Below are 17,617 nucleotides of genomic sequence, written 5' to 3'. Positions count from 1 at the left end.
CACCGGTCAGTTCAGCTGGAAGGCGGCCTCGACCGGGTAGTGGTCGCTGGGCGCGTCGGTGTCCAGCCGGCCCGGCGCCCAGCCGGCCTGCGGGTCGAAGTCGATCTTCACGTTGGACATCGAGGTCGGCACCGGACGGCCCGGGGCGTTGAGGTAGCCGATGTAGTCGAGGTCGTCCCGGTAGTCGGTCGGGAAGGTCTCGACGCCCGCCATGTACTGGCACCAGGAGGAGACCGGGCAGTCCATGGTGGTGCGGGCCTGCGTCGGGTCGGTGGCCGGGGTGCCGAGCACGCCGTTGACCGCGTTCTGGGCGTTGGCGTAGTCGCCGCGGCTCTGGCCGTGGAAGTACTCGACGTTGAGGTCGCCGCCGATCAGCACCGGCGCGCTGCTGCCGACGATGCCGTCGACCCAGGCGCGGATCTCGGCGAGCTGGCCGAGCCGGGTGGACTGGGTGGTGTCGGTCGAGGTGTCGGACTCGTCGGCCTGCAGATGGGTGCCGACCACCCAGGCGGTGCCGCCGTTCTTCTTCACCTGCACCAGCGCCGCGCCCTTGTTGGCGTGGTAGTCCCAGGTGCCGTACGTGGAGTTGCTGAAGACGTGGGCGTACTGGGCGGTGATCGGGTACTTGGAGAGGATCATCGTGCCGCCGTTGATGACGAACAGCGAGTTGGAGCAGTTGCCGCTGACGCCCGTCCAGCCGCCGCCGGAGCAGACCCCGCCGACCACCGGGGTGCGGTACGGGTAGAGGTCGGCGAGCTTGGCGTTGATGTCGGCGGTCGAGCTGTTGTTGAACTGCTCGTCCAGGACGACCACGTCGGCGTTGTGCTGCCGGACGATCTGCTCGATCACCGGAGTGCGGCGGGCGGCCTGCTCGTTCTGGGTGCTGTCGACGATCGCGGTGCCGAGGTCGACGTTGAACGCGAAGACGGACAGCGTGGTGGGGCTCGCCGGGGTGGTGGCGAAGGCCGTCGGCGCGGTGCCGCCGAGCAGAAGTGCGGCGGCGGCCGCCGAGGTGAGGGCGGTGGCCGTGCGACGCGAGAGCATGGGCGTTCTCCTGGTCCGTCAATCCGGTGGGGCCCGGCCGGGCCGGGGTGCGGCCGCCGGGGATTGGCGGGGGAACGCTAGCTACTGCTCGGTACCAGGGGAAGAACGGCAGGCGATCAGTTTCGATCGCTCCTGTGGCGACGAGGTGTCTGTACAGGTCAGGACAGTTGGCTGACAAGATGTCTGTACACCCTTGCACCGGGCGCCGAGGGGCCGGTGAACTTCCGTCAGCCGTCCGACAGTTCGTCCGCGAGCAGATCCATCAGCAGGTTGTCGTGCCAGCTTCCGTCCGGCCCGCGCTCGTACTGGCGCATGGTGCCGACCGGGCGGAAGCCCACCTTGGTGTAGCAGCGGATCGCGGCGAGGTTGTCCGCGGCCGGGTCGATCACCAGCCGGTGGTAGTGGTGGTCGTGCACCAGGTGCCGGGCCATGGTGCGCACGGCGTCGGTGCCCAGCCCCAGGCCGTGCACCGACGGCTCCAGGTAGAGGTCCATCCCGGCGTGCCGGTACTCGTCGTCGTTGTTGGCGTACCACTGGACGGCGCCGACCACCCGGCCGCCCAGCTCGATCGCGAAGGTCTCGGTGTCGGGCGATTCCAGGTCCTCGGCGACCTCGTCGACCAGGTCGTCGCCGCCGCGCCAGCGGGCGAACACCTCGGGCGTGCTGCGGATCGCCGCCAGCGCCGGGATGTCGTCGGCGGTGGCCGGGCGGAGGGTGACCAGGGTGCCGTGCAGAATCGTCCCCATACGGGGCATGTTGACACGGAACGCCGCCCCCGGCGAGCGGTTCGCGCGGGCGAGCAGCGGCCCCGGGCAAGCGGTTCGTGCGGAATCAGCGGCCGAGCGGGAGCTTCGCTTGCCCGGCCCGCATCTGCGCCCTTCGCCGCGGCGGGTGTCGATCCGGCGCCCGCTACGGAACGTCGTCCTGGCGCAGCCGGGCGCTGACCGCGCCGAGGCTCTCGGCGAGGACGGCCAGCTGCTCGCGGGTGAGCACGTCGATCAGCAGCTCGCGCACCAGGGCGACGTGTCCGGGCGCGGCCCGGCGGATCATCTCCCGGCCCTGGTCGGTGAGTTCGGCGATGACGCCGCGCACGTCGCTGGGGCAGGAGCGGCGGGCGACCAGGCCCATCCGCTCCAGCTGGGTGACCTGGTAGGTCAGTCCGCTCTTGGAGGTGACCAGCTTGTCGGCGAGTTCGGTCATCCGCAGCGAGTCGCCGGGGGCGGCGGACAGGTGCACCAGGATCTCGTACTGCTGGTGGGAGAGGCCGGAGTCCTCCTTGAGCTGGCGCTCCAGCCGCCGGTTGAGCAGGTTGCTCGCGACGACGAAGCCCCGCCAGGCGGCCATCTCGTCCCGGTCGAGCCAGCGGGGTTCGTTCAGTGCGGACATGGGGTGAAGCCTACTCCTGTTGTTCAAATTCGAACGAAGGTGTACGGTCGGTCGTATAGGTTCAAATTTGAACTACTTGGCCCCCAAGCCCCCGACCGATCCCGAGGAGGACGCCATGAGCGCCGCGGCCCCCGAGCGCATGCCCGCCCTGTACCTGTCGCACGGCGCGCCGCCGCTCGCCGACGACCCGATCTGGCCGGGCGAGCTGTCCGCCTGGTCCGCCGACCTGCCGCGTCCCAAGGCCGTCCTGATGGTCTCCGCCCACTGGGAGGAGGCCCCGCTCGCCGTCGGCGCCGTCACCACCGTCCCGCTGGTGTACGACTTCTGGGGCTTCCCCGAGCACTACTACACGGTTCGGTACCCGGCCCCCGGCGCGCCGGAGCTGGCCGAGCGCGTGCGCAAGCTGCTGCGCGCCCCCGGCACGCCCGTCCAGGACATCCCCGGCCGGGGGCTCGACCACGGGGCCTACGTGCCGCTGGTGGAGATGTTCCCGGAGGCCGACATCCCGGTGCTGCAGATCTCCATGCCCACCCTGGACCCCCAGCGCCTGCTGGAGATCGGCCGCCGGCTCGCGCCGCTGCGGGACGAGGGCGTGCTGATCATCGGCAGCGGCTTCTTCACCCACAACCTGCGGGCACTCAGCAACGACGGCCGGATCAGCTCGGTGATGGCCGAGTTCGACGACTGGGGCAAGCGCGCGCTGGACGCCCACGACCTGGACGCGCTGCTCGACTTCGAGCACAAGGCCCCGGCCGGGCGGCTGGCGCACCCGCGCACCGAGCACTTCGCCCCGCTGTTCGTCACCCTCGGTGCGGGCGAGGCCGACCTCGGCAGCCAGCGCAGCGTGATCGACGGGTTCTGGATGGGGCTGGCCAAGCGGTCGATCCAGCTGGGCTGAACGGGTCATCCGCGTCAGGCACGCCCTGAGGCGCAGCAGGTGAAGCGCTCGCCGATGTGCTCGGGCTGCTCGATCTCGTCCACCAGGGCGACCGCGTAGTCCGGCACCGAGATCCAGCTGCGGCCCTCGCCGTCGGTGAGCAGTTGCTCCAGGCCGGTCCGGTAGCGGCCGGTCCGCTCCCCCGGGCCGATCTCGGCGGCCGGGCTGAGCACCGTCCAGCGGATGTCGGAGACCGTCCGGTAGTAGTCCAGCGCCTCGCCGTGGGCGTGCATGATCTGCAGGATCGGCTCCGGCAGGCCCGGGGTGTCCCAGACCCGCACCCCCGGCGCGGTCTCCAGGCTGCCCGCGCCGCCGACCGCGACCAGCCGGGGCGCGCCGCCGACGAGCGAGCGCAGGCCCTCGACCAGCGAGCGGGCGGCGGGTTCGATCAGCGTCAGGTGGCCCGGGCCGTCGCCGCCGCCGACGGCGCTCACCAGGACGTCCCGGCCGGCCGCCACCCGGGCCACGTCAGCCGGTTCGAGCACGTCGCCGCGCTCCACCGAGGCGGCCCCGCCCCGGTAGCGGTCCGGGTCGCGGACGACCGCGGTGACCTCGTGCCCGCGCGCCGCCGCCTCCTCGACGACGGCGCTGCCGATGGTGCCGTTGGCGCCGATCACGGCGATTCTGGCCATGGGGTACCTGCCCTGGTTGCCGGGGGTGGACGCGATGGCGTCGGACAGGGTCGATTATCGACCGAGCCCCCGGCGGCGGCCCGGGGGCTCGGCCTGTCGTGTGACGGCCCTTCCGGGCTCTTAGCCGGGCTCAGGCGGCGCCGGTGGCGACCCGCTCGGCGTGGCTGCGCTCGACGCACAGCTCGTTGCCCTCCGGGTCGGCCAGGGTGACCCAGCCGGTGCCGTCCGGGCGGCGGAGGTCCGCCAGCACCGTGGCGCCCAGGGCGACCAGGCGCTCAACCTCCTCGTCCCGGCTGCGGTCCTGCGGCTGGAGGTCGAGGTGGACCCGGTTCTTCACCGACTTGCCCTCGGGCACCCGGATGAAGAGCAGCGAGGCGCCCTCGGAGTTCACCACCGCCTCCTCGTCTCCCGGGTTGTCGTCCTCGCCCACCGTGCCGTCCAGCGCCTGCGCCCAGAAGGCGGCGAGGGCGTGGGGATCGGCGCAGTCGATCGTCACGTGCCGTACCAGAGAAGCCATGCGCTCACTCTGACCCGTGCCGTTCGATCACGTCCAGCGCTTTCCGGGAGTGCCGGTGGCCGTCCAGCGGGAACTCCGGCGGGAGGGCGGTCAGCAGTTCCTGGAAGACGTAACCGCTCTTCTCCGCCACCCTGCAGGAGGCGAGGTTGTCCACCTGGTGCAGCAGGTCGATCCGGCGCAGGCCGTCCTCGGCGAAGGCGGCGAAGGCCCAGGCGGTGAGCGCCTCCACCGCGCGCGGGGCCACGCCCCGGCCACGCGCCGGGGCCGCCGTCCAGTACCCCACCTCGGCCGTGGCCCCGCCCGGGGCGCCGCGCTTGAGCGCCACGTTGGCGACCAGTTCACCGGCTTCCAGGACGGCGAAGGAGTAGCGGGTGCCCGCCGCCCGGCCCTCGTACTGGATGCCCAGCCAGCGCGCGGCCTGCTCGGCGTCGGTCACCGGGACGCGGGTGAAGCGGCGCAGCGTGTCGTCCCGGTAGGCCTCGATCAGGGCCGGTGCGTCGGCGTCCTCGAAGGGGCGCAGCAGCAGGCCCTCCGCCGTCGGGCGGGCGTTCACTGTGACGGTCATTCGGCGGTCTCCCCCTGGGTTCGGAACCGTACTCGACGATCTCCCTGACGGACGGTCGTGGGCTGCCGCTCGGTTGCGGTCCCGCGCTTGACCCTGACGCTGGCGGCAGGGTCGGAGGCTTCCCGGCATGAACGACGAGAACGTGGTGGAGCAGCGGGTCGTGGTGGTCACCGGGGCCGGGACGGGGATCGGGCGGGAGACCGCGCGCGCCTTCGCGGCCGAGGGGGCCCGGGTGGTGGCAGTGGGCCGGCGGGCGGAGCCGCTGGCGGAGACGGCGGCCGCGCACCCGGGGCTGATCGAGCCGCTGGTCGCGGACGTCACCGGACCGGACGCGCCGGAGACGATCGTGGGAGCGGCCCTGGAGCGGTACGGGCGGCTCGACGTGCTGGTGAACAACGCCGGCATCGTGCAGAGCGGGCAGGCCGTCGGCGGCTACCGGCGGGCGGGCATCGAGACGCTGCTGGCCACCAACCTGGTCGCCCCGGTCCTGCTCGGGCAGGCCGCGCTGCCGGCACTCGGCGAGAGCCGGGGGGTGGTGGTCAACGTCAGCACGGCCGTGGGGCAGCGCGGCTGGCCGGGCAACGCGGTGTACGCGGCGGGCAAGGCCGCGCTGGAGACGATCACCCGCAGCTGGGCGGTGGAGCTGGCGCCGCGCGGCATCCGGGTGGTGGCGGTGGCGCCCGGGGCGATCGACACCCCGATCGGCGAGCACGCCGGTCACGGCCCCGAGCAGTCGGCGGCGATCCGCGCGTGGCAGCTGGCGCACACCCCGCTGGGCCGGATCGGCCGGCCCGCCGAGGTGGCCTGGGCGATCACCCAACTCGCCTCGCCGCAGGCCTCGTTCGTGACCGGCGTAGTGTTGTCGGTGGACGGGGGCGCACTGGTGGGCTGACGGGCGGGGGCGCGGTAGGGGTGCTGATCGGGGAGCTGGCACGGCGGACGGGCAGTACGGCCCGGGCGCTGCGGCACTACGAGCAGGCCGGGCTGATCGACTCCGAGCGGGCGGCCAACGGCTACCGGGAGTACGGGGAGCCGGCGGTGGTGCGGGTGCGCAACATCCGCGCCCTGGTGGCCGCCGGGCTCACCCTGGAGGACCTGCGGCCGCTGCTGGGCTGCCTGGACGGGGACGTGATGTCCCGGCCGCCGTCCGAACGGGTGCTGGGGATCGCCCGGGAACGGCTGGCGGTGCTGGAGCGCCGGATCGCCGCCCAGACCGACGCCCGGGACCGGCTGGTCGCGGCGCTGGCGGCGGCCGGCCGCGAGCCGGGGGAAGGGCCGGGGAGCGAGCCGGAGAACGGCCCGGGAAGCGGCCCGGGCAGACGGACGGACGGGTGACCACCCCCGATCGGGGGTGTGCAGGGGGCCGACCGCGGAGGACAGTGGGCGCATGCAGATTCCACTCTCCGTGATGGACTTCCTCGACCGGGCCGAGCTGGTCTACGGCGACCGGGTCGGCATCGTCGACGAGCCGGTGCAGCCGGCCGAATCCTGGGGCGAGCTGAGCTACCGGCGGGTCGCCGAACTCGCCCGGGCCCAGGCGGCCGGGCTGGACCGGCTCGGCGTCGGGCCGGGAGAGCGGGTCGCGATCGTGTCGCACAACTCCGCCCGGCTGCTCACCTCCTTCTTCGGGGTGAGCGGGTACGGCCGGGTGCTGGTGCCGGTCAACTTCCGGCTGCGGGCCGAGGAGGTCGCGTACATCGTCGAGCAGAGCGGCGCCTCCGTCCTGCTGGTCGATCCCGAACTCGCCGACGCGCTCGACGGGGTGGTGGCCGAGCACAAGTTCGTGATCGGCGCGGACAGCGACGCCCTGCTGTACGACTTCGACAACGCGCCCCGCCGGTACGCGATCTCCGAGAACGACACCGCCACCATCAACTACACCAGCGGAACCACCGCCCGCCCCAAGGGCGTTCAGATCACCCACCGCAACGCCTGGCTGAACGCGACGCTGATGGGCCTGCACTACGGCGCGAGCGACCGGGACGTGTACCTGCACACCCTGCCGATGTTCCACGCCAACGGCTGGGGCCTGCCGTTCGCGATCACCGGGCTCGGCGCCCGGCACATCGTGCTGCGCAAGGTGGACGGCGCGGAGATCCTGCGCCGGGTCGAGCGGCACGGGGTGACCTTCCTGTCCGGCGCGCCCGCCGTGGTGCAGATGGTGCTGGACGCGGCCGCCGACTGGGACGGCCCGGTGCCCGGCCGGGACCGGGTGCGGATGATCGTGGCCGGCGCGCCGCCGCCCACCTCGGTGGTTCAGCAGGTCGAGGAGCAGCTGGGCTGGGAGTTCATGCAGCTCTACGGCCTGACCGAGACCGCCCCGATCGTCACCGTCAACCGCTCGCGCGCCGAGTGGGACGCCCTGCCGGCCGCCGAGCGGGCCGAGAAGCTGGTGCAGGCCGGCGCCCCCGCGCTGGGCACCCAACTGCGGGTCGACGCGTCCGGCGAGGTGCTGGTGCGCTCCAACACCGTCCTGGACGGCTACTGGCGCCAGCCGGAGGCCACCGCCGAGGCGCTGCGGGACGACTGGTTCCACACCGGCGACGGCGGCACCCTCACCGACGGCCAACTCACCATCTCCGACCGGAAGAAGGACGTCATCATCAGCGGCGGGGAGAACGTCTCCTCGATCGAGGTGGAGGACTGCCTGTACGGCCACCCGGCGGTGGCCGAGGCAGCGGTGATCGGGGTGCCGCACGAGAAGTGGGGCGAGACGGTCAAGGCGCTGGTGGTGCTCCGGGACGGCCAGGGGACCGTCACCGAGGCGGAGTTGATCGCCCACTGCAAGCAGCGGCTGGCCGGCTACAAGTCGCCGACCTCGGTGGAGTTCCGGGACGCACTGCCTCGGACGGCCACCGGGAAGCTGCAGAAGTTCCGGCTGCGCGAGCCGTACTGGAGCGGACGGGAGCGCCAGGTCAACTGACCAGGCCGGACTCCTTCGCGGTGAGGGCGAGTTCGGTGCGGTTCCGGACGCCGAGCTTGTGCATCGCGGACTTCAGGTAGCCGGTCACGGTGTTGCAGGTGAGGCCCAGTTGGGCGGCGATCTCCGGATTGGTCCGGCCGGTCGCCGCCCAGCGCAGCACCTCGTGCTCGCGCCGGGTCAACGGCGGTACGGGGGCGGTCGGTCGGGGCACCTGCGATCGGGGCCTCTCCGGCCGGGGCCTCTCCCATCGGGGCCTCTCCGGCCGGGGCTCCTCCCGGCTCCAGGCCGCAGCTCCGGCGAGCGCCCGGGTGGCCGCCGCTGCCAGCTTGCCGACGGCGCAGATCCGGACGTCTCCGAACGGCACGACGGTGCGCAGCGAGGCGTACACCACGCCGTGCACGGTACCGCCGTCCATCAGCGGGACGGTGAGCATCGCGTACAGGTCCTCGGCGGCCACGGCCGCGTCGTAGTGGTGCGAAATGGTCGTCGCCGCCCGGTAGTCCGGCACCCAGGTGGGCGCGCGCTCGGCGAGCGCCCGACCGCCGAGGCCCAGGCCGGCCGGCACCGGCACGTCGTGCAGCAGGTCCGCCCGGGTGCCGGCCCAGTGGCGCAGCACCATGCCCTCGCTGCCGGGACGGCTCCCGGGCAGCGGCTCGGGCACGCCGACCAGGCCGACGTCGGCGCCGCACTCGGCCACCACCCGGCGGGCGAGATCGCCGAGCACGGCGTCGCGAACCAGCTCGGCCGCACGCACGGCGAGTTCGGGGTCGTCGGTTCGCGCAGCGGTGAGGGTGTCCGCAGCCTCAGGGCCCGTCATCGCGGAATTGTCACATGCGGTGGGGCCGGTGGCGAGAGTCCTGACGTGCCTGTTTCGTGGAGTGGCGGGCACCGGCGCCGGGCCGGGCGTAGGGTGCGGCGGCGGGGCTACCGACGGGTAGCGACTGCCTTGAACCGAGGGGAAGCCGATGACCGACCCGAACGCCGCGGGCGACGTCCTGCACGGCCTGCTGGCCGACCTGCGGGCCGAGAGCGCCGTCCTGGACGCGCTGGTGGCCGGGTTGCCGGCCGACGGCTGGGCCGGGCCCACCCCGGCCGAGGGCTGGACGGTCGCACACCAGATCGCCCACCTGGCCTGGACCGACGACTGGACGGCACTGGCCGCCCGGGACCCGGAGGGCTTCACCGCGTCGCTCGGCGGCAGCTTCACCGCCCTGCTGGCCACCGGGGCCGACCCGGTCGAGGAGGGCGCCCGGGAGGGCGCGGCCGCCGCCCCCGCCGCCCTGCTCGCCCGCTGGCGGACCGGCCGGGCCGAGGTGCAGGACGCCCTGGCCGCCGCCCCCGCCGACGCCCGGCTGCCCTGGTTCGGCCCGCCGATGAAGCCCGCCTCGATGGCGACCGCCCGGCTGATGGAGACCTGGGCGCACGGCCAGGACGTCGCGGACGCGCTCGGCGTGACCCGGGAACCCACCGCCCGGCTGCGGCACATCGCCCACCTGGGCCTGCGCACCCTGGGCTTCGCGTTCGCGGCCCACGGGCTGCCCGCGCCGGAGCACCCGGTGCGGCTCGAACTGACCGCACCCGACGGCAGCACCTGGGCCTTCGGCCCGGCGGACGCGGCGGACGTGGTGACCGGCCCGGCCCTGGACTTCTGCCTGCTGGTCACCCAGCGCCGCCACCGCGACGATCTGGCCCTCACCGCCACCGGCCCGGTCGCCACCGCCTGGCTGCCGATCGCCCAGACCTTCGCCGGGCCCCCCGGCAAGGGCCGGGCGGCGGCCTCCGGCGCCTGAACGGCCCGGGGCAGGTCTGTGCATAGACTTCGAGTCGGCCGAACGCACAGACCGGAGGAGGCGCCATGAGCTTCTACGAGCAGCACCGCGAATACGTCGAGGAGGTACTGCGCACGGCCCCCGACGGCGTCCGCGTCGAATGGTCCGGCGACACGCTGATCATGCAGGCGGCCCCTTCCAGCATTCACCAGTTGAACCTCGGACTCGTCCAGCGGCAGTTCGAGCGCCACGCCCCTGACGGCTACATGCTCAGCGGCAACAGCGCGCTGACCACCCCCGACGTGACGAAGGAGCGGACCCCCGATCTGACCTACCTTCCGATCACTTCCCTCGCCCGGGAAGGCAACACCACGCTCGCCGAGGAGGCCCTCGTCGCGGTCGAGGTGGTCTCGCCTTCCAATCCGGGGACCGACTGGGTGGACAAGCTCCGCGACTACGCGGTGATGGGCATCCCCCTCTACCTGATCGTCGATCCGCGGGAGGGGGTGGTCACGCTGTTCTCCGAACCGAACCGCGACCGCTACCACGTGCGGCACGACCGGAAGTTCGGCGACGGCATGCGCATTCCCGATCCGTTCGACTTCGACCTGGATCTGAGCGCGCTCGTGCGCTACCCCGGCTGAGTCGCGGGAGGGCCCAGGGCTCACAGGCCGATCCGCAGGGGGGTGAGCCGGGTGGCGATCAGGTTGGTGGCGCCCCGGTCGCGTTCGACGTGGCCGTGCACCAGCAGGCCCGCCCGGTCCAGGGCGGTGCGGCGCTGGGACTCCCAGACCGGGCGGTTGCAGATCACGTTGATCAGGCCGGTCTCGTCCTCCAGGCTGAGGAAGAGCACCCCGCCGGCCGTCGGCGGCCGCTGCCGGTGGGTGACCAGGCCGCCGACCACCACCGCCGTTCCCGGTGGCACGTCCGGGAGTTGGTCGGCGCGGAGCGCGCCGCCGCGGTCCAGGTGGGCGCGCAGGTGCTGGAGCGGGTGGCTGGTGGCGGAGGTGCCGGTGGCCCACAGGTCGGCGATGGTCTCCTCGACCGGGCTCATGCCGGGCAGTTCGGGCGCCGCGGTGCCGGGGGTGGTGCCGGGCAGCAGTTCGGCCGAGATTCCGGCGAACGCCCCGGCCGCCCAGAGTGCCTGACGCCTCGTCAGACCCAAGCAGTCGAAGGCGCCGGCCGTCGCCAGCGCCTCCAGGACGGGTGCGGGCAGGCCGGTGCGGCGGGCGAAGTCCTCCAGGTCGGCGTACGGCTGTCCGGCCGCGATCGCCTCGGCCTGCGGGGTGCCGATGCCGCGCACCGTCTCCAGGCCGAGCCGGATGGCGGGTTGCGGGCGGCCGGCGGTCAGCGGCGGCTCGGGGGTCGGGCCCCGGTACGGTTCCAGGGTGGGGCGCGGGCCGCTGGCGTTGACGTCCACCCCGCGCACCCGGACGCCGTGCCGCCGCGCGTCCGCGACCAGGCTGAGCGGCGAGTAGAAGCCCATCGGCTGGTTGGCCAGCAGGGCGCAGGTGAAGGCCGCCGGGAAGTGGTACTTGAGCCAGGCACTGGCGTACACCAGGTACGCGAAGCTGATCGCGTGGCTCTCCGGGAAGCCGTAGTTGGAGAAGGCCTCGATCTTGCCGTAGACGTCCTCGGCCACCTCGGGCGGGATGCCGCGCTCGGCCATCCCGGTGAGCAGCCGCTCGCGCAGCCTGGCGACCCGCTCGCGCGAGCGCTTGGCACCCATCGCCTGGCGCAGCTGGTCGGCCTCGGACGGCGTGAACCCGGCGCAGTCGATGGCGAGTTGCATCATCTGCTCCTGGAACAGCGGCACCCCGAGGGTTTTGCCGAGGGCGTTCTCCATCAGCGGGTGGGGGCAGCCGGCCGGCTCCACCCCGGCACGGCGGCGCAGGTACGGGTGGACGGAACCGCCCTGGATCGGGCCGGGTCGGATCAACGCGACCTCGACCACCAGGTCGTAGAAGTGGTCGGGCTTGAGCCTGGGCAGGGTGGCCATCTGCGCCCGGGACTCGACCTGGAACACCCCGACGGTGTCGGCCCGGCGCAGCATCGCGTACACGCCCTTGTCGTCGTCCGGGATGCCGGCCAGGTCGTAGCGCAGGCCGTGGTGTTCGGCGACCAGGTCGCAGGCGTCGTGCAGCGCGGCGAGCATGCCGAGGCCGAGCAGGTCGATCTTCACCAGTCCGGCGCCGGCGGTCGACTCCTTGTCCCACTGCAGCACGGAACGCCCGGGCATCCGGGCCCATTCGGTCGGGCAGATCTCCCCGATCGGCTCCTTGGTGAGCACCATGCCGCCCGAGTGGATGCCCAGGTGGCGCGGCAGGCCGTGGAGTTGGGCGGCGAGCGAGAGTACGTCGGCGGGAATGACGGCGTCCGCGCCGGGCGCGGAACGGAAGTCCGTCTGCCGGCTGAAGGCGTCCACCTGGCCCTGCGGGTAGCCGAGCACCCGAGCGGCGTCGCGGATCGCCAGCCGGGGCCGGTAGGTGATCACGTTGGCGACCTGGGCGGCGTGCTCGCGCCCGTAGCGGCGGTAGACGTACTGGATGACCTCCTCGCGGCGGCGGTTCTCGATGTCCAGGTCGATGTCGGGCGGGCCGTCCCGGGCGGTGGAGAGGAAGCGTTCGAACAGCAGCTTGTAGTGGATCGGGTCGACGGCGGTGATCCCGAGGGCGTAGCAGACCGCCGAGTTGGCGGCCGAGCCGCGGCCCTGGCACCAGATGTCCTGGCTCCGGCAGAAGTCCACGATGTCGTGCACGATCAGGAAGTAGCCGGCCAGGTCGAGGTCCTCGATCACGTCCAGTTCCCTGGCGAGCTGGCGGCGGGCAGCGGCGTTGCCGGGGCCGAAACGGGCCGGGCCGCCGGCTGCGACCAGGGCGCGCAGGTGGCTGATCTCGGTCTCGCCCTCCGGGACGGGGTAGCCGGGCAGTTCCGGGTCCAGCTTGGCGAAGTCGAAGGCGCAGGCCCGGCCGAGTTCGGCCGTGGCCCGCTGCACGCCGGGGAAGCGGGCCAGTCGGGCGGCCATCTCCCGGCCCGAGCGCAGGTGCGCGGTGCCGGCCGCCCGTGTCCAGCCGGCCGCCTCCTGGAGGGTGCGGCGTTCGTGCAGGGCGGCCAGGCTCTGCGCGAGGCGGCCCTGGGCGGGGCCGGCGTGGTGGGCGTTGGTGGAGGCGACGACGGACAGCCGCAGTTCGGCGGCCAGCGCGGCGAGGGCGTCGTTGCGCCGGTCGTCGCCGGGCAGCCACTGGTCGATCAGCTCGACGTGGACGTTCTCGCGGCCGAACGCCTCGGTGAGGGTGCGCAGTCGCCGCTGCGCCTCGTCCCGGTCGGGGAGCGCGGCCGGGACCCGGCCGAGCCGGCAGCCGGTGAGCACCGCCCAGTGGCCGTCGTGTGCCCCGGCGAGCGTGGCGAGGTCGTACACCGGGCGGCCCTTGGCGCCGCCGGCCAGCTGGGCGGCGGCGATCGCGGCGGAGAGGCGGCGGTAGCCGGCCGGGTCGCGGGCGAGGACCAGCAGGTGTTCGGTGGCGCGGTCGGTGGCGCGCGCCGTGCCGTGCTGGGTGCCGTGTTCGGTGTCGCGCGCCGTGCCGCGTTCGGTGCCGCGTTCGGTGCCGCCTTCGCGGCTGAGCGTCAGTTCGGCGCCGAACACGGTGGCCACGCCCGTCCCCCGGGCCGCACCGGCGAGCCGGACGGCGCCGTACAGGCCGTCGTGGTCGGTGATCGCCAGGGTCTCCACGCCCAGCCGGGCGGCCTCGGCGACCAGGTCCTCCGGGTCGCTTGCGCCGTCCAGGAAGCTGAAGGCGGAGTGGACGTGCAGTTCGGCCCAGGGTTCGGCGGGGCCGGGGCCCTCGGACCTCACGACCGGGGGTTCCTCGACGCGGCGGCGCAGCGGGACGACCGTACGGTCCGGCGCGGCGCCGGTCATCCGGCGGTGCAGCTCGCTCCAGGGGAGGGTGGGGTGGCTGGTGAAGCCCATCGGGGGTTGCCTTCGTCGTTCTCGTGCTCGTCCTGCCCCCCTGCTGCCGCGGGCCCTCGGGCCGCTGGTCCTCGGGCCGCGGGTCCTCGGCCGCAGCCGGTCGCTTGGCCGGCCGCTAGTCGTAACCGGCCTCCAGGTACCACGCACCCCCCTCCACGGTGAGCAGCAGCGCCCGGCCGCCGTCCACCACCATCTGGAACCGCGCCCGGCGGCGGGCGAGCGACTGGTCCCACCAGTACTCGACCGCCGGCCAGGGCCCGGTCCAGCCCGCCACCCGCTCCTCCCGGCCCCGGACCACGACCAGGGCCGGCCGGGCCGACACCCCCGCCCGGCCGTCCACCGTGACCGGCCGCCCCTCCTCGTCCAGCACCCGTACGGGAGCCGGCTCGCGCAGCACAACGGCCGGCCAGAGGTCCGCCGACCGCTCCGCCAGACGCCCCGGCCAGGGCGCTTCGGCCGGGGCCGCCGCCTCGTACGGCTCGCCCCACGGCACCCTGACCTGCTGCTCGCCCGGGCCGCGCCCGCCGGCCGGCTCGATCCGGCGCAGCCCGGCGTGCCCGAGCACCGCCTGCACCCGGGCCACCGCGCGCTCCACCCGGTCGTCCGCGACGGCCTGACCCCACAGGGCGAGCTGGCGGCCCTGGTCCGGGGAGAGCCCGTCGGGGGCGAGGCGGAGCAAGGTGAAACCCGCCTGACCGCCGCGGTCACCGCGGTCACCGCGGTCGCCGGTGAAGGTACCCATGCCCTGCCAGGCCTGGAGCTGCCAGCGGACCCGCTCGGCCAACGCCGTCGCGGACAGCCGGCCCTCGTGCCGCCACAGCCGCGAGGCCGTCCGACCGTCCGCGCAGGCCACCTCGACGGCCACCCGGCGGCAGGTCAGCCCGGCTTCGGCCAGCCGCTGGTGCAGCTGCTCGGCCAGCGTGCGGGCGACGAACACCAGCGGCTCGGCCAGCGGCTCCGGCGGGTCGAAGCGCTGCTCGACGGCGAGGTCCGGCTCCTCGTCGCGCGGCACCAACGGGCGCGGCTGCAGGCCCCGGGCCAGCCGGTGCGCGACCGTCCCGGCCGGGCCGAAGCGGTCCGCGACGGCCTCGGGCGGCAGCGCGGCGAAGGCCCCGACGGTGGGCAGACCGAGCCTCCCGAGCAGTTCCGCCAGCGCCTCGTCGCCCAGCGTGCCCACCGGGTAGGGGGCGAGGAACTCCGCCGTACGGCCGGCGGGGACCAGCACCCCGGCGCGGGCGGCGAGGACGGCGGCGAACAGGCCGTCGGCCGCGCCGATCTGGGCGTGGGGGGTGGTTCGAGGGGCTGTTTCGGCTCCGGCTTCGGGTTGGGGTGTGGGGTCGGGGTCGGAGTCGGGGTCGTTTGCGGTTTCGGTCCCGGGCACCGTCACTGCGCCGGGGACGGCGTCCGGGACGGGGGGCCGTTCGAGGGCTTCCGTCACCGCCGCGCCCACCATCGCCGCCAGCGCCTCCTCGCCGCCGAAGTAGCGGCCCGGACCCTTCACCGGGATGGCGCACAGGCCCGGACGGATCACCTCCACCCGTGGCGTGAACGCCTCCACCGCCGCGACCACCGGCTCGAAGCGGCGGGCCTCGGCCTCCGGGTCGCGGTCGCGCAGCTCCAGCTCCGGGCAGAGCCGCTGGGCCAGCTTGAGCCGCTGCCCCTGCCGCACCCCGGCCGCCCGGGCGCCCGCCGAGCAGGCGAGGATCCGCCCGCCCTCGGTCACCGCCACCGGGTCGTCGCCGGTGACGGCCACCACCGGCCAGTCCGGGCACCAGACCACCAGCACCCTGGGGGTCCTGCCGTCGCCGGGAGTCGTCGATGTGGTTGGCGTGGTTGGCGTGGTCGGCGTGGTCGACATGTCAGACCACCGCCGCCACGAGTGGTGCCGCCGGTTCCACGGGGCCGGCCACGGGCTGCGGCTGTTCCCGGACCGGGCGATGCTGAACCGGATGCTGCTGGACCGGGCGCACCGCGCCGTGCTCGTCCGGCAGCCAGAGCCGGGCCGTCCGGCCGCGCACCGCCGAACCGCGTCCCTCGGCCACCACCTCCACCTGCCGCCCGGTGAGCTGCCCGTAGCCGTCCCCCAGCCCGAACCAGCGCCCGGACCGCACCCCCAGCCGCAGCACCGCGCCCGGCCACGGCCCGGCCACCAGCAGCACGCAGCCGCTGCGCCGCAGCACGGCGGCCAGCCGGGTGGCCAGCTTCGGGGGCACCGGCCCGTCCGGGCGCAGCATGATCAGTTCGACCGCGCCGGCCAGCACCGACACCACCTCGGGCCAGTGCGCCCCCGGGTCGTCCGCGACCAGCAGGCGGCGCAGGTCCAGCCCGTACCCCTCTGCGGCGGCGAGCCCCAGGTCCGGCAGCCCGACGGCCGCCGCCCAGCCGCCCTCGGTCTCCCGCACCCCGGCGGCCAGGGCCAGCAGCAGTCCGGCGTCCCCGCCCGCCACCGACACCGCCGTCCCCCGCCGCAGTCCGCCGTCCGGCAGCACCTCCCGCAACGCGGGTACCACCGGCACCAGCCCGCGCCTCGCCGCCGCCTGCCCGTCCTCGGGCACGGCAGCCGTCAGCGCCACCGGCCGAAGCGCGGGGCGTTCGGGCTGCTCAGCGGCAGATTCGAAAACAGATTCGAAAACGGGCACAGCCCCAGGATCGAACATCCGTTCGCAAAGATTCAAGTCCGGCGCAGCGCCTCCACCCCGTTACGCTCCGTAGCGGGTGCGTCGAACGCGCGACAGCCCTCGGCCGACCGAGCTGCCGACAGGCCGGCGAGCCCGGAGCAGGTCTGGGAGGTGATCGCCCGAGCCAGGCATCGGCTCCTGGTTCATGGGGCGCAACGAACTCGACCCGCGCGAGGGCGGGACCGCCACCATGGAGACCGGCGGCCACCGCGAGGAGGCCGTCATCACCGCCTACGAGCCCGGCAGGCGACTGGCCACCCGCACGACCGCCGCCGAGGACGGCCGGTTCATGGCCTTCGAGTACCTGATCGAGGGACAGGACGGCGGCAGCACCGTACTCCGTGTCGTCCACAGCGGCCTGCTCGGCGACGACTGGCAGGATGAGTACGACGCGCTGCGCCGCGGCTGGCCCTTCCACCTGCACACCCTCCGCGAGTACCTCACCCGCTTCCCCAGGCGCACCGCCGTCCCCGTCTTCGCCGCCGCCCCGGCCGCCTGACGGACCCACATCCGACCGCCCCAGACCCAGGCACAGACCAGATCCAGATCCAAAGCCAGAGCCACACCTGACTCAGAGCCACGAGAACCGAGGAACCACCCATGCGCACCCTGATCAGCACCGCCTTCGTCTCTCTCGACGGCGTCGTCGAGGCCCCCGGCGGCGAACCCGGCTACCGGAACTCCGGTTGGACCTTCAAGGACGTCGAGTTCCTCCCCCAGGCGTACGAGATCAAGGGGCGGGAGCAGGAGGAGGCCACCGCCATGCTGATGGGCCGGGTCAGCTACCAGGCGTTCAGTCCGGTGTGGCCGGACATGGCGGAGTTCGCCCGCTACCGGACGATGCCGAAGTACGTCGTCTCCACCACCCTCACCGAGGACGACCTGGTCCCGAACTGGGGTGAGACCACCATCCTGCGCTCGGTCGACCAGGTCGCCGCCCTGAAGGAGACCGAGGGCGGTCCGATCATCCTCCACGGCAGCGCCGCCCTGAACCACAGCCTCTCGGACGCCGACCTGATCGACCGCTACCACTTGCTCGTCTACCCCCTACTGCTCGGCGCCGGCAAGCGCCTGTTCAGCACCACGGACAAGGACGCCCAGAAGCTGAAGCTGGTCGAGCACGAGGTCTACGGCAACGGCCTGCAGAAGCAGGTCTTCGACGTCGTCCACCGTCCTTGACGTTTCGTCATGCGATA

Annotated in this window: 18 protein-coding genes; 8 read left to right on the top strand and 10 right to left on the bottom strand. The window is 73.8% G+C overall.

What is annotated here, in order from left to right; genetic code table 11:
• Positions 1 to 6: 6 nt before the first annotated feature.
• From BOQ63_RS33110 to BOQ63_RS33100, 3 genes are all read right to left on the bottom strand, one after another.
• The gene (locus tag BOQ63_RS33110) at positions 7 to 1,044 is read right to left on the bottom strand and encodes an endonuclease/exonuclease/phosphatase family protein (protein ID WP_030281426.1); all 1,038 of its coding nucleotides are present in this window, start codon (positions 1,042 to 1,044) and stop codon (positions 7 to 9) included.
• Between the two features lie 227 nt (positions 1,045 to 1,271).
• A complete protein-coding gene (locus tag BOQ63_RS33105; RefSeq protein WP_030281428.1) occupies positions 1,272 to 1,790 on the bottom strand; it encodes a GNAT family N-acetyltransferase in 519 nt (172 codons plus the stop codon).
• Between the two features lie 163 nt (positions 1,791 to 1,953).
• Complete coding sequence (locus BOQ63_RS33100; RefSeq protein ID WP_072656407.1) at positions 1,954 to 2,421, bottom strand: MarR family winged helix-turn-helix transcriptional regulator; 468 nt, start codon at positions 2,419 to 2,421, stop codon at positions 1,954 to 1,956.
• A 124-nt stretch (positions 2,422 to 2,545) separates the two neighbouring features.
• Here BOQ63_RS33100 and BOQ63_RS33095 point away from each other — a divergent pair, with 124 nt between their 5' ends.
• Positions 2,546 to 3,328 (top strand): dioxygenase family protein, encoded by a 783-nt coding sequence (locus BOQ63_RS33095; RefSeq protein WP_072655460.1) that lies wholly within the window; start codon positions 2,546 to 2,548, stop codon positions 3,326 to 3,328.
• 14 nt (positions 3,329 to 3,342) lie between these two features.
• On the opposite strand, the gene BOQ63_RS33090 is transcribed toward BOQ63_RS33095, so the two are convergent.
• The 3 genes from BOQ63_RS33090 to BOQ63_RS33080 form a co-directional block, all read right to left on the bottom strand.
• Positions 3,343 to 3,999: an NAD(P)-dependent oxidoreductase gene (locus BOQ63_RS33090; RefSeq protein ID WP_030281434.1), complete on the bottom strand. Its 657-nt coding sequence runs from the start codon at positions 3,997 to 3,999 to the stop codon at positions 3,343 to 3,345.
• 130 nt (positions 4,000 to 4,129) lie between these two features.
• Entirely contained in the window at positions 4,130 to 4,516 is a 387-nt protein-coding gene (locus BOQ63_RS33085) for a VOC family protein (RefSeq protein WP_030281436.1), read from the bottom strand.
• 4 nt (positions 4,517 to 4,520) lie between these two features.
• Positions 4,521 to 5,081, bottom strand: a complete 561-nt coding sequence (locus tag BOQ63_RS33080; protein ID WP_072655458.1) for a GNAT family N-acetyltransferase — start codon at positions 5,079 to 5,081, stop codon at positions 4,521 to 4,523.
• Between the two features lie 127 nt (positions 5,082 to 5,208).
• Between BOQ63_RS33080 and BOQ63_RS33075 the strand changes: the two genes are divergently transcribed.
• From BOQ63_RS33075 to BOQ63_RS33065, 3 genes are read left to right on the top strand one after another with little or no spacing between them, the layout of a single operon-like run.
• A complete protein-coding gene (locus tag BOQ63_RS33075; RefSeq protein ID WP_030281440.1) occupies positions 5,209 to 5,973 on the top strand; it encodes an SDR family NAD(P)-dependent oxidoreductase in 765 nt (254 codons plus the stop codon).
• Between the two features lie 20 nt (positions 5,974 to 5,993).
• Positions 5,994 to 6,416: a MerR family transcriptional regulator gene (locus BOQ63_RS33070; protein ID WP_078867187.1), complete on the top strand. Its 423-nt coding sequence runs from the start codon at positions 5,994 to 5,996 to the stop codon at positions 6,414 to 6,416.
• Between the two features lie 52 nt (positions 6,417 to 6,468).
• Positions 6,469 to 8,004, top strand: a complete 1,536-nt coding sequence (locus BOQ63_RS33065; RefSeq protein WP_030281443.1) for an AMP-binding protein — start codon at positions 6,469 to 6,471, stop codon at positions 8,002 to 8,004.
• Here the strand turns inward: BOQ63_RS33065 and BOQ63_RS33060 are convergent.
• Positions 7,997 to 8,821, bottom strand: coding sequence for a LuxR C-terminal-related transcriptional regulator (locus BOQ63_RS33060; protein ID WP_030281445.1), 825 nt, complete (start codon positions 8,819 to 8,821; stop codon positions 7,997 to 7,999). The genes BOQ63_RS33065 and BOQ63_RS33060 overlap by 8 nt on opposite strands.
• A gap of 148 nt (positions 8,822 to 8,969) precedes the next feature.
• Between BOQ63_RS33060 and BOQ63_RS33055 the strand changes: the two genes are divergently transcribed.
• Together BOQ63_RS33055 and BOQ63_RS33050 are read left to right on the top strand one after the other, a co-directional pair.
• Complete coding sequence (locus tag BOQ63_RS33055) at positions 8,970 to 9,794, top strand: TIGR03084 family metal-binding protein (RefSeq protein WP_046387000.1); 825 nt, start codon at positions 8,970 to 8,972, stop codon at positions 9,792 to 9,794.
• 65 nt (positions 9,795 to 9,859) lie between these two features.
• Entirely contained in the window at positions 9,860 to 10,417 is a 558-nt protein-coding gene (locus BOQ63_RS33050) for a Uma2 family endonuclease (protein WP_072655456.1), read from the top strand.
• A gap of 20 nt (positions 10,418 to 10,437) precedes the next feature.
• On the opposite strand, the gene BOQ63_RS33045 is transcribed toward BOQ63_RS33050, so the two are convergent.
• The 3 genes from BOQ63_RS33045 to imuA' form a co-directional block, all read right to left on the bottom strand.
• A complete protein-coding gene (locus tag BOQ63_RS33045) occupies positions 10,438 to 13,743 on the bottom strand; it encodes an error-prone DNA polymerase (RefSeq protein ID WP_150476206.1) in 3,306 nt (1,101 codons plus the stop codon).
• 115 nt (positions 13,744 to 13,858) lie between these two features.
• Positions 13,859 to 15,601, bottom strand: a complete 1,743-nt coding sequence (locus BOQ63_RS33040; RefSeq protein ID WP_150476205.1) for a DNA polymerase Y family protein — start codon at positions 15,599 to 15,601, stop codon at positions 13,859 to 13,861.
• Position 15,602: 1 nt separating this feature from the next.
• Positions 15,603 to 16,316 (bottom strand): DnaE2-dependent mutagenesis accessory factor ImuA', encoded by a 714-nt coding sequence (gene imuA' / locus BOQ63_RS33035; protein WP_107048719.1) that lies wholly within the window; start codon positions 16,314 to 16,316, stop codon positions 15,603 to 15,605.
• Positions 16,317 to 16,566: 250 nt separating this feature from the next.
• On the opposite strand from imuA', the gene BOQ63_RS33030 reads away from it, so the two are divergent.
• Positions 16,567 to 16,920, top strand: a complete 354-nt coding sequence (locus BOQ63_RS33030; RefSeq protein WP_223886107.1) for an SRPBCC family protein — start codon at positions 16,567 to 16,569, stop codon at positions 16,918 to 16,920.
• Between the two features lie 101 nt (positions 16,921 to 17,021).
• Complete coding sequence (locus BOQ63_RS33025; RefSeq protein ID WP_030550991.1) at positions 17,022 to 17,600, top strand: dihydrofolate reductase family protein; 579 nt, start codon at positions 17,022 to 17,024, stop codon at positions 17,598 to 17,600.
• Positions 17,601 to 17,617 lie beyond the last annotated feature (17 nt).

It is taken from the genome of Streptomyces viridifaciens, from assembly GCF_001888885.2.
Lineage (GTDB): Bacteria > Actinomycetota > Actinomycetes > Streptomycetales > Streptomycetaceae > Kitasatospora > Kitasatospora aureofaciens.
The sequence above is the reverse complement of the archived record's forward strand: the minus strand, read 5'-3'. Positions and strand labels throughout refer to the sequence as shown.

Bases quoted from the DNA above. Each gene is read 5' to 3' on its own strand.
- BOQ63_RS33110 (WP_030281426.1), bottom strand. From the start codon at position 1,044: ATGCTCTCGCGTCGCACGGCCACCGCCCTCACCTCGGCGGCCGCCGCC.
- BOQ63_RS33085 (WP_030281436.1), bottom strand. From the start codon at position 4,516: ATGGCTTCTCTGGTACGGCACGTGACGATCGACTGCGCCGATCCCCAC.
- BOQ63_RS33080 (WP_072655458.1), bottom strand. From the start codon at position 5,081: ATGACCGTCACAGTGAACGCCCGCCCGACGGCGGAGGGCCTGCTGCTG.
- BOQ63_RS33105 (WP_030281428.1), bottom strand. From the start codon at position 1,790: ATGGGGACGATTCTGCACGGCACCCTGGTCACCCTCCGCCCGGCCACC.
- BOQ63_RS33075 (WP_030281440.1), top strand. From the start codon at position 5,209: ATGAACGACGAGAACGTGGTGGAGCAGCGGGTCGTGGTGGTCACCGGG.
- BOQ63_RS33030 (WP_223886107.1), top strand. From the start codon at position 16,567: ATGGGGCGCAACGAACTCGACCCGCGCGAGGGCGGGACCGCCACCATG.
- BOQ63_RS33045 (WP_150476206.1), bottom strand. From the start codon at position 13,743: ATGGGCTTCACCAGCCACCCCACCCTCCCCTGGAGCGAGCTGCACCGC.
- BOQ63_RS33055 (WP_046387000.1), top strand. From the start codon at position 8,970: ATGACCGACCCGAACGCCGCGGGCGACGTCCTGCACGGCCTGCTGGCC.
- BOQ63_RS33040 (WP_150476205.1), bottom strand. From the start codon at position 15,601: ATGTCGACCACGCCGACCACGCCAACCACGCCAACCACATCGACGACT.
- BOQ63_RS33095 (WP_072655460.1), top strand. From the start codon at position 2,546: ATGAGCGCCGCGGCCCCCGAGCGCATGCCCGCCCTGTACCTGTCGCAC.
- BOQ63_RS33090 (WP_030281434.1), bottom strand. From the start codon at position 3,999: ATGGCCAGAATCGCCGTGATCGGCGCCAACGGCACCATCGGCAGCGCC.
- BOQ63_RS33025 (WP_030550991.1), top strand. From the start codon at position 17,022: ATGCGCACCCTGATCAGCACCGCCTTCGTCTCTCTCGACGGCGTCGTC.
- BOQ63_RS33065 (WP_030281443.1), top strand. From the start codon at position 6,469: ATGCAGATTCCACTCTCCGTGATGGACTTCCTCGACCGGGCCGAGCTG.
- BOQ63_RS33060 (WP_030281445.1), bottom strand. From the start codon at position 8,821: ATGACGGGCCCTGAGGCTGCGGACACCCTCACCGCTGCGCGAACCGAC.
- BOQ63_RS33050 (WP_072655456.1), top strand. From the start codon at position 9,860: ATGAGCTTCTACGAGCAGCACCGCGAATACGTCGAGGAGGTACTGCGC.